Origin of the sequence: Rossellomorea arthrocnemi (assembly GCF_904424705.1) — a bacterium.
In the GTDB taxonomy this organism is placed as follows: domain Bacteria; phylum Bacillota; class Bacilli; order Bacillales; family Bacillaceae_B; genus Rossellomorea; species Rossellomorea arthrocnemi.
This window is the reverse complement of sequence record NZ_CAJGBF010000043.1, coordinates 1-8,973: the sequence shown is the minus strand read 5'-3', so window position 1 is coordinate 8,973 and position 8,973 is coordinate 1. Positions and strand designations below refer to the sequence as shown.

Annotated in this window: 9 protein-coding genes; 2 read left to right on the top strand and 7 right to left on the bottom strand. The window is 36.1% G+C overall.

Features of this window, described 5'->3' with window-relative positions:
* Positions 1-2,059, top strand: a 2,059-nt coding sequence (mobQ, locus tag BAA9072_RS23810) for a MobQ family relaxase (RefSeq protein ID WP_230980991.1), incomplete at its 5' end; no start/stop codon positions are given.
* Between the two features lie 369 nt (positions 2,060-2,428).
* Here mobQ and BAA9072_RS23805 read toward each other — a convergent pair.
* The 3 genes from BAA9072_RS23805 to BAA9072_RS23795 form a co-directional block, all read right to left on the bottom strand.
* A complete protein-coding gene (locus BAA9072_RS23805) occupies positions 2,429-3,184 on the bottom strand; it encodes a S8 family peptidase (protein WP_201717034.1) in 756 nt (251 codons plus the stop codon).
* A 135-nt stretch (positions 3,185-3,319) separates the two neighbouring features.
* Positions 3,320-4,030: a hypothetical protein gene (locus BAA9072_RS23800; RefSeq protein WP_201717033.1), complete on the bottom strand. Its 711-nt coding sequence runs from the start codon at positions 4,028-4,030 to the stop codon at positions 3,320-3,322.
* 441 nt (positions 4,031-4,471) lie between these two features.
* A complete protein-coding gene (locus BAA9072_RS23795) occupies positions 4,472-5,026 on the bottom strand; it encodes a MerR family transcriptional regulator (protein WP_230980990.1) in 555 nt (184 codons plus the stop codon).
* A 982-nt stretch (positions 5,027-6,008) separates the two neighbouring features.
* Here BAA9072_RS23795 and BAA9072_RS23790 point away from each other — a divergent pair.
* Positions 6,009-6,212, top strand: coding sequence for a hypothetical protein (locus BAA9072_RS23790; RefSeq protein ID WP_201717031.1), 204 nt, complete (start codon positions 6,009-6,011; stop codon positions 6,210-6,212).
* Between the two features lie 423 nt (positions 6,213-6,635).
* On the opposite strand, the gene BAA9072_RS23785 is transcribed toward BAA9072_RS23790, so the two are convergent.
* From BAA9072_RS23785 to BAA9072_RS23770, 4 genes are all read right to left on the bottom strand, one after another.
* A complete protein-coding gene (locus BAA9072_RS23785) occupies positions 6,636-7,316 on the bottom strand; it encodes a Rep protein (protein WP_201717030.1) in 681 nt (226 codons plus the stop codon).
* A 175-nt stretch (positions 7,317-7,491) separates the two neighbouring features.
* Positions 7,492-7,905 (bottom strand): hypothetical protein, encoded by a 414-nt coding sequence (locus BAA9072_RS23780; protein ID WP_201717029.1) that lies wholly within the window; start codon positions 7,903-7,905, stop codon positions 7,492-7,494.
* Complete coding sequence (locus BAA9072_RS24390) at positions 7,902-8,282, bottom strand: hypothetical protein (RefSeq protein ID WP_230980989.1); 381 nt, start codon at positions 8,280-8,282, stop codon at positions 7,902-7,904. Before BAA9072_RS24390 ends, BAA9072_RS23780 begins: the two co-directional genes overlap by 4 nt.
* Before the next feature lie 29 nt (positions 8,283-8,311).
* A complete protein-coding gene (locus BAA9072_RS23770; protein ID WP_201717028.1) occupies positions 8,312-8,650 on the bottom strand; it encodes a hypothetical protein in 339 nt (112 codons plus the stop codon).
* Between the last annotated feature and the right edge of the window lie 323 nt (positions 8,651-8,973).

The following is an 8,973-nucleotide window of genomic DNA, read 5'->3' as shown; positions in this document are numbered from 1 at the left end:
GAAGTTCCAAAACCATTATTCGCCTTTCGGCGAAGCCAAATCGAGAAAAGAACCATCTTACGATGCTTCCTTTCTCGATACGGTTTCATCGGATTCGCGTAGCGTCAATTTGAAGGAGGTGAAGATCATGGCCATTTATCATTTTTCAGCACAAGTCATTTCACGAGGACGAGGACAGTCAGCTGTTGCTTCTGCCTCCTATCGTTCCGGTGATCGTTTGCTCGATGAACGCACCGGAGAGGAAAAGTATTACCGTCGAGACGTGCAGCCGGATGCCATGATCTTTGCTCCAACCGATTCCCCTGAATGGGTCTATGATCGGGAACGTTTATGGAATGAAGTGGAGTCTGCGGAGAAACGAAAAGACTCCCAACTTGCCCGAGAAATTAACGTGGCACTTCCGAAAGAATTGCCCTATGAAAGTCAAAAAGAATTAATCGCAAATTATGTTCAAAAGGAATTTGTTAAAAAAGGCATGATTGCCGATATTGCCATTCATCATGATGACCCGTCCAACCCTCATGCTCATGTCATGTTAACGACTCGCACGATTACAGCGGAAGGATTTGGTCCGAAGAATCGAGACTGGAACCAAAAGGAGCTATTAACCGAGTGGCGGGAACAATGGGCAGAGTATGCAAATCAATCTCTAGAAAAAGCCCAACGTTCTGAACGCATTTCCCACCGTTCTCATGAAGATCATGGACTCGAGGTCCTCCCGACTGTTCACCTTGGCCATGTTGCCCATGCGATGGAAAAACGCGGTGCTCTATCAAACAGAGGAAACATCAACCGGGAACGCCAAGAATACAATGTGCATGTGGTTGATCTTCAGAAATACCGAGAAGAAAAGAAAACTCTTGAACAAGCACAAGCTCGTCAACGAAAACAACGACAAACCTTCGATGAGTTTATGACGGCTGCAGAACGGGTGGATGTACAAAAAGCAGTCACTCTTTTGAAAAGTGGTTCCCAGCTTCCCAATCTCCAAAAGAGATCGGAACAACTCGATCAGTGGGAAAAGCGCGTCAACAACAGCGATCAGTATCTCCGATGGGAAAAAGAGAAAATTCGAGAAGCTTCAGATCACTTCAAATGGATCCATTCGTTTGAACAAAAAATTCAAGATTCCCAGCAACATCTTGAAACGCTGAACTGGCTAAATCCCCTGAAATTAAAGGAAAACCGTCAAATAAAAGAGCGAGCAGAACAAGACATTTCAAGAGCCCAAAATGAAATTAAGCTCCATAATGAAAAGCTCCATTATCATCGTGAAAAGCTCAAATTCCATACGGAATACGAATTTATTGAAGTAAAACATAACCATGAAGAAAAACGCCCAGGAATGGTCGAAGCTAATCAAAAGGCTCGTCAGCAAATCCGGTATGAACGGGATATCCTTCAGAAAGCCAGTATCGCCTATACTAACTCTTTCATTCGAAATGTAGCCTCTGCATATCCTGAACGCCCTGAAATGGCTTATATGAGCTATGAGACAGCCCAAAAGCTTGCGAGTCTTATTGAAAAGAAAGGAAACGTCATCTCAATCGAAACTATTCAACAAACATTGGACAAGAAACAAACAGAGATTAAACGACTTCAAAGGGAAATTACTCATATTGAACAGAGTCAGTCACGTTTGCAGCGTGCCGGCCGATACTTGAAAGATTATGAAAAACATCAAGCGATCGTTGACAAGTATGAGAACAATCCATTCCTGAAGGGGAAATTGTTGCTATCAAAAACAGCAAGTCGTGAGTATAACGATGCCTTAACAGCTCGTAATCAGTATGAGCGTTGGCTCACCAAAGACGAGGTTTCTGGAAGAGAAGACTATAAAAAACAAGTGTTTCAAATTGAACAAATGGAAGCAAAAGTTCCGGAATTCAAAGCGCAAATTCAGACTCAAGAAAGAGGATTAGGCTTCTTAGGAGCTCTTATGAGTGGAATAGAACAGGCCGGACGAGAAATGCAGAGACAACGAGATCGCCAACAACAAAAGACAAAACGGAAAGGTAAGGCCAAAAAAGGTCCCCAACAATGGAGTCCAGAAATATAGAGGTGAGCATGTGTCTAATCAAAGAAAATCGATTGAAGACTTGTACTTAGAGCTCCATAAATTAGATAGCAACAGCAAGAGAAAGCCTAGAACCTTGCCATCTGAAAACGGTGTATTTCTTCTAGATCCAAACAATCCTTATGATGTAGAATGGTACAAAGATGATGATTAAACAGAACTCATATGATATAATTTTAAGTGAGAAACCACTCTTTTGCCGCCAAAGCTCAAGGGTGGTTTTCTTATTTTCTTCTTAATGTTCAGTTAGTAGGTCGAGAATAAAATTTTGTTACATTTTTGAACGACGTATATTTTCCACGAAATGTTGGTTTTGCTAAAAAAAAGAAGCTACACGTGGTAGCTTCTTTTTTATTTGATTTCTTTAAATACCTTAGCATAACTCATCTTCTCTTGTTTAATTAGTTTGAGATAATGTAAGATATCACTATTTGAAAGCTCGATATTCTCTTTTATTGCAAAATCTTTCAGTAAAGCAATATATCCTGATACTAACGCTGTGGCCTGCGAAGTTCCTGAAGAAGTAAAAACTTCTTTTGAGGTATCTATAGTATTAATATCTCCTCCAGGGGCATTTATGGTAGTTGAATCAGCACCACTTGTCATTTCTAAGACCTTTAAGTCTTTCCCTAAAGCACCAACAGATACAACTCCATTAACGTTTGCCGGAAACATCATTTTTGTATCAGAATAGTCACCAGAAGAAGAAACTACTGTGATATTTTTCTGATTAGCTTCTTCGATAGCACTAGCTATTTTTTCATTATATTTGTAGCTAGAAACACTTAGATTAATAATAGTAGCTTCTTTTTTAATCGCAAGCTTAATTGCGTCATAGATCATTGTCGGGGTAACCGATTCTTCTTCATCTAGGATTTTTATCGATATAATTTCTGCATCAGGACTAATACCTAAAATTTCTTTCTTGTATCCTTTAATAATCGAATACATCATAGTACCATGACCATTTATATCATATATATTATCATCCACTAAAGAAAAACCACTTTTTTCATCAAGATCTAAATATGTAGAAATGCCACTATCTATCAATGCTATTTTTTGAGTCTCACCAGTTGAATAATCATGTAGTTTTTCATAATTCATGTAACTATATTGCCAGCTTTCTTGATTAATAGACTCAGAATCTTTTAAAAAAAAACGACTGTAACAGCTGCGATTACAACCAAAGATAAAATAGAGATAGTTATTTTTTTCATAATTATATTATCTCCTTCATCTTCACTGGCTTGAAGTTGTAAAAACTAAAGCCCATGTAACGTTCGCTATTATACCACGATTATTTAAGCTATTTCTGTAAGAAACTTTATTAGCCAATTGGTAACAATAAACTGCTGTAAGTCCATTAGGAATAGCTCCAACACCACCAAAAATTGCTCCAGCAAGAACAGCTCCACCTGTATTTAGGTTACCTGCAGTATTTAATTCAGATACCCATTTATTTGCAGCGTAAGTACTCTTGTATCTTTTTTTACCCCACCAGTATGTTTTATCATAAGTAGATCCACCTTGAACATAGAAACTATCATCATCAGCTTCAATCAGCGATCCATCCTCTAAAACTTCTAATTCACCATTAGTTACTTCATCATTAACGCTTTCAATACCCTCTTCAAACATATTCAATAAAGATTCCTTCGTAAGAGGTTGTTCATATTCGACACCTTGAGCTTTAGCTAATTCATTTAGATTATCAATATCTTCTTGACTAATTTTTTCAAGAAGTGAAGATTTGTCACTAATAGTGACACTTTCATCCGTAACTTCAATTTCGGTATTGATCTCATCAATAATATTATCTAGGCTTTTCTCACCAGTAACCATTGCTTCTGGATCCCCTGAATTACCCGTTGCAAATGCAGTACCTGAAAACAGATTTACAAAGAGTAATAGAGATAATAACATACATACCAAACTTAATTTTTTCTTCATTTCACCCAAACTCCTCACATAAAATTAATTAGAAACATTTTCTATTATATAGTATAATTGACATAAATAAAGAATTTTTTCAAAAAAACTCTAAATTTAGGAAATTGAGGGATAATATGAAAAATATGGTTTTTTTAGCAGGAGCTTTAATGGGATTACTGGTACTTTTTGGATTAAGATATCAGTTCAATGTAATTGGTGACCAAGGGTTTAAAATTATTGCGGTAGTAATGCTCATATCCGTACTAATTATTAGATCAAAATTAAACATTTCCTTCTTTAATAAATAAAAGAAGTTTTGTATGCTAAGACAAAGAGATTAATCGAAAAAAGCCGAACTTCCTTAGAAAGGAAAATCGGCTTTTTTATATACAATTTTGCTTGATCGCGAAATGTTGTCGAGATACCTAAGATAAAAAAGATTATCAGAAGAATAAATAATTATTTATTAAAAAACTTAGCCCAGAACCCTTTTTTCTTTTGTTCTTCCTCAGCTGCAGCAATCTCCAACTGTTTTTGTTCCATTGATTGATTTAATTGGTGAACCAAGTGACGATCTCTATTCTCTATCACATCATTCATTTTCCTTTCGAATGCTTTAAACATGGCTTCCCGTTCTTTTTCAACCGCCCGTTCAACAGAGTCTTCAATAAGAGAACTTAATTCCTCTTTAGTTAACGTGACCTGAACGCTGTTCTTCCCCTCATTCTTCTCCGTTTCTTCATAAACGCCCAGCGTTTTTTCTAACTCTTTCGCCTTGATATATTCGCCTGCAACCTTCTTGCACGCGTTTGAAATCGGCATTCTTTCACTACTCAACTTTTGGAGATGCCTTAACGATAGAATATCGCGTTTATAATAGATCCGTTGATCTTTATCGTTCCGTTCAAAGATGTACCCTTCTTTTTCTAATTCAATGGACCACCTTCGCAGGGTGTTTGGGTTTAAATCCAGTAATTCTGCCACTTCTTTGGAATAAGATCCGTACTCGTTCATTTCGTGATCACCTCGCATTTATTTGCGTTTACTATCAATTTGACACAAGTTCTCTAAATCCTCCAGTAATTCAAATAAACAATATACACGTTTTATACAAAAAGAGAGGGTAATTACGAACGAAGACATTGCCCCAAATGTTGATAAATCAACATTCGTATAGTTATTCATTTTCGGTCTCTTCATGGCCATAAGAAAAACCCTTATAAAATAAGGGTCCTGTCGTCTACTTCCGGGAATAGGCATTATGTCAAATACAACCTTTATTCAAGTTGAAATTTTAAAATAATCTTCCGGAATTATTTCATAATCAATAAAACTTCCCCTCCAATTATAATTAAATAAAAGAGAAACAATTTGTGCGAGTTAGCAAGATGGCAGTTATTATTGAGTAGGTTTTGCGACAATTAATAATTCCAGATCGTATTATAGAATGAACTGATAATAAACCACTATATAGGGGGGTAAAATCACTTTACCCACTATATATAACGAAAAAAATATTTCAAACCACTATATATAGTGGTTACGTGATTGAAATGCAAAGAAAACCCGTATATAATTATTATTAAGAGATTCATAAATTTTAAATACCGACACAAATATGACAATAATTTTATTATTTACCAAAAAATAATGCTTGACAAGTCTATTAAAATGCCATTATATTATTAATAAGCCTACTAGCTATACATAGCCTGAGAACATATATGGGATGGAACCAATTTTTTTGAGTAAAAAAATGTTTTTCTTCTCCTTATATTTTGTGGCATAAAACCAGAAAGGAGAGGATCTTATCAAAACAGAACAAAAAAAAGACCGTAAGTGTCCTTGCAGAGGACAACCAACGGTATAAAAAAATAAATATAACATTGCCCGTAATCGCCAGAAAACAGACAATAAAACGAATTAAACTTATAAAAAATTTACCACATCCGGTTATCCTCTGCAAGAGATAAATAACCTAGGAGCGTGGATAAATATGAGAATTTGCAGACCATTTATAACAGTGAAAGGCCGACGTATTGACGCAAAAAGCGTTGGAAAGAAAGCATTCTGTTGGGAAGTCACTGAAGAAGAACACAAAGCATATCTAGAAAAAAAGGCTAAGGAAAAGAAAGAAACCAAAGCCAAGGAAACATCCGAAGACAAAGACAAAGACAAAAACACAGACACAGAAAAATAGATAGAAAAGGAGAGGTAAACCTGTACGGGCAAAGGTTTACCTCTCCTTTTTATTTAATTAATCATTCACCACTTCTCCTGGATAAAATTAGATCCTATTTAACCTAAAGATATATAGTTTTCTTATAGACAAGAACTCGGTTGCCTTAATGGCAACCTTCTGTGCCTTAATGGCAAAATTTAAACCGTAATTTAAATAAAATTAGATGTTTCAAATAAAGAGCGAATTGCTATTAAACAATAATGATAATAGAGAGGTTCTACAAAAAGTAGGTTGATCCCTTGATATGACTAGGTTATCTCTGCTTTTAAGGGTGGGAGGTTTTCCTCACATTTGAAGCAGAAAGTGAGAGGAATTCGACACACCTAAAAAATACCAAACAAAAAAGATCATGTCATTTTCAAACATGATCTAAAATATTTATTAAAAAAACCTTGCAGGTAAAGTTACTTTTTTTCCTTCTTGATCTTTAAGGTTTTTCAAAGAATGTTGAAATAGTCTCATAGTTAATTTATCTAATTGAACGTTGTTTTTTCTAGGTGCACATATCATAATATAAGGGTTTACAATCCAAGTTCTAGGGCTGACAGTTCGACCATTTTCAATGATGTGTCCAGCCCCTTCAGGATTGAGCAAAATCTCTTTTTTCTTTAATGAATTCATAATTTCAGAAGTTTGTCTACGAGATTTACCAATCATTTCAGCGATATCTGAAACCGTGGCAGACTTTGGAATTTCAAAATCATCTTCGATAATATTTTTTTTCTTCTTTTTAAACTTATCTTTTCTACAAATAATAACGTTACTTTTAAATTCTAAATAGGCTTGAATTCTGAATAAGAAATCACCTTCGGCTTGAGTGAAATATTCAATTCTATTTAACAAATCTAAATTTCTATGCATGGTTTGGTTAAATGGCTCCCCTGCAAATGGATCTTTACTGGTACCAATGAAGTGCTCTTCACCAGTAAGCTCTTTTAATTTGTCTAGTAATGATCGTTTTAATTCTTCAGCTTTAAATCTAGACTCTGAATCTTTTTCGAAATCTCTTTTTCTAGCATTCTTCTCAGCCTGGTCAAAGTCTACAACATTATTTTTTTTCATCTAATTCCTCTCCCTATGTAGCAGGAATTAGCCCCTATGTGTTAGAATTATATTAAATAAATTGATATAGGGACTCGTTCCCTGTGAGTGTAGAGAAACCGCCTATCCGACCAAAGACAGGGCGGTTTTTCTCATTTCTTTATAATTCGACAATACCAATAAATTCCCCTTTTTCCTACCTAATTTCAATTTTCCTTCGTAAACTCTCTAACAATTTATCATCAATTCTTTTCGGCTTATACCCCATCCGGTCAATCAAGATACCCTCTACAACTTTCATACGAGCTGTATAGCGCCTATATTCACTTTCAGCAAAGCCTAATGTTTCTGAATCTATTACAACATCATCTGGAGCTTTCTGGACCGTTCTCATGAGTTTATAACATTTTGTCCTCTCTTCCCTAACTAAGCGAAGAAGAATTAATAAATCATATGTATGGAACCCCTCTAGCTCTTTAAATTGAAGTTCGCATTGATCCAGATACACAAACCCGTTTACTTTTGGCCGCTGCCGTTTCAACGGAGCACCACAAAATTCGCAATCGATTGCCAAATCTACATTTTCTACTTCACAGTACAAACACTTCATTCATAATTCTCCATAATCAATTCACGTAAAAAAGCTGACATCGACTGTTCTTTTTTCGAATCATCTATTCTTTCCCATACCTCATCTGGTAGTGTAATGGACACCTTTTTTGTTGTACCCAGTGAAGGTCGACCAGCTCCGTCTCGTTTGCCACCATGTGAAGCTCGACAATCCAAACAAAAATTATGCCCTTTATACGCTTTATCATAAACTCGATCATTAACCTCTAAATGTTTGCTACAGCTCTCACAGATGAAAATTTTCATGTCCAACACTCCTTGAAATATGTTACTTTTATTATATAAGTTTAAGTAACTTTTATCAAGTTTTTTAATTTTATATTCTTCTTCTACCGAAAAACGTTGCCATAAAGGCAACGGGAAATGCCCTCAAGGCATTAAGTTTGTTAAGGAGTCTTTTCCCCTGCTGGCATGATCAAACTCTCTTCCTGAACTTCATAGATTAGCTTGTTTTCTTTTTTCGATTTCTCCACATCAATGTTCATTAATTTTTCTTTATGTTTGTCTACGGCATCCTTCATTCCATATGCGATCTTCTCAGCTTGATCCTCTCCGACAATATCAAAATACTTCTCGAAAATGGCTCCTACTTGAATCAAGCGACGGGTGCGCTCTTTTCGTTCTTTTGCTTGCAACCGACTCGCCACCTGCTGTTTTTTCGCCTTGATTTGTTCTATCTTTTCCTCTAATTCTTGTAAACGTTCTTCGTCCGTTTTTCGTGCCACGATGTATCACTCCATCCAGTATTTTTTCGGTGCTTTTATTTTATCGCACCAACGAGGAAAATACTACCTATTATGCTAGATTCTTCATGCGGTCTGTGGTATGATTCCCTTAGAACGAAAGAGATAAGGGCGCACTTATACATCGTACCGATGTGTGCGGTTGCTGTGCAACGAAAACCCTTGTCCTTCCTTGGCGGAAGTTCCAAAACCATTATTCGCCTTTCGGCGAAGCCAAATCGAGAAAAGAACCATCTTACGATGCTTCCTTTCTCGATACGGTTTCATCGGATTCGCGTAGCGTCAATTTGAAGGAGGTGAAGATC

What these genes read in the sequence shown, in the direction of transcription:
- BAA9072_RS23790 (WP_201717031.1), top strand. Translation starts at nt 6,009, where the DNA reads ATGAGAATTTGCAGACCATTTATAACAGTGAAAGGCCGACGTATTGAC.
- BAA9072_RS23795 (WP_230980990.1), bottom strand. Translation starts at nt 5,026, where the DNA reads ATGAACGAGTACGGATCTTATTCCAAAGAAGTGGCAGAATTACTGGAT.
- BAA9072_RS23800 (WP_201717033.1), bottom strand. Translation starts at nt 4,030, where the DNA reads ATGAAGAAAAAATTAAGTTTGGTATGTATGTTATTATCTCTATTACTC.
- BAA9072_RS23805 (WP_201717034.1), bottom strand. Translation starts at nt 3,184, where the DNA reads ATGAATTATGAAAAACTACATGATTATTCAACTGGTGAGACTCAAAAA.
- BAA9072_RS23780 (WP_201717029.1), bottom strand. Translation starts at nt 7,905, where the DNA reads ATGAAGTGTTTGTACTGTGAAGTAGAAAATGTAGATTTGGCAATCGAT.
- BAA9072_RS23785 (WP_201717030.1), bottom strand. Translation starts at nt 7,316, where the DNA reads ATGAAAAAAAATAATGTTGTAGACTTTGACCAGGCTGAGAAGAATGCT.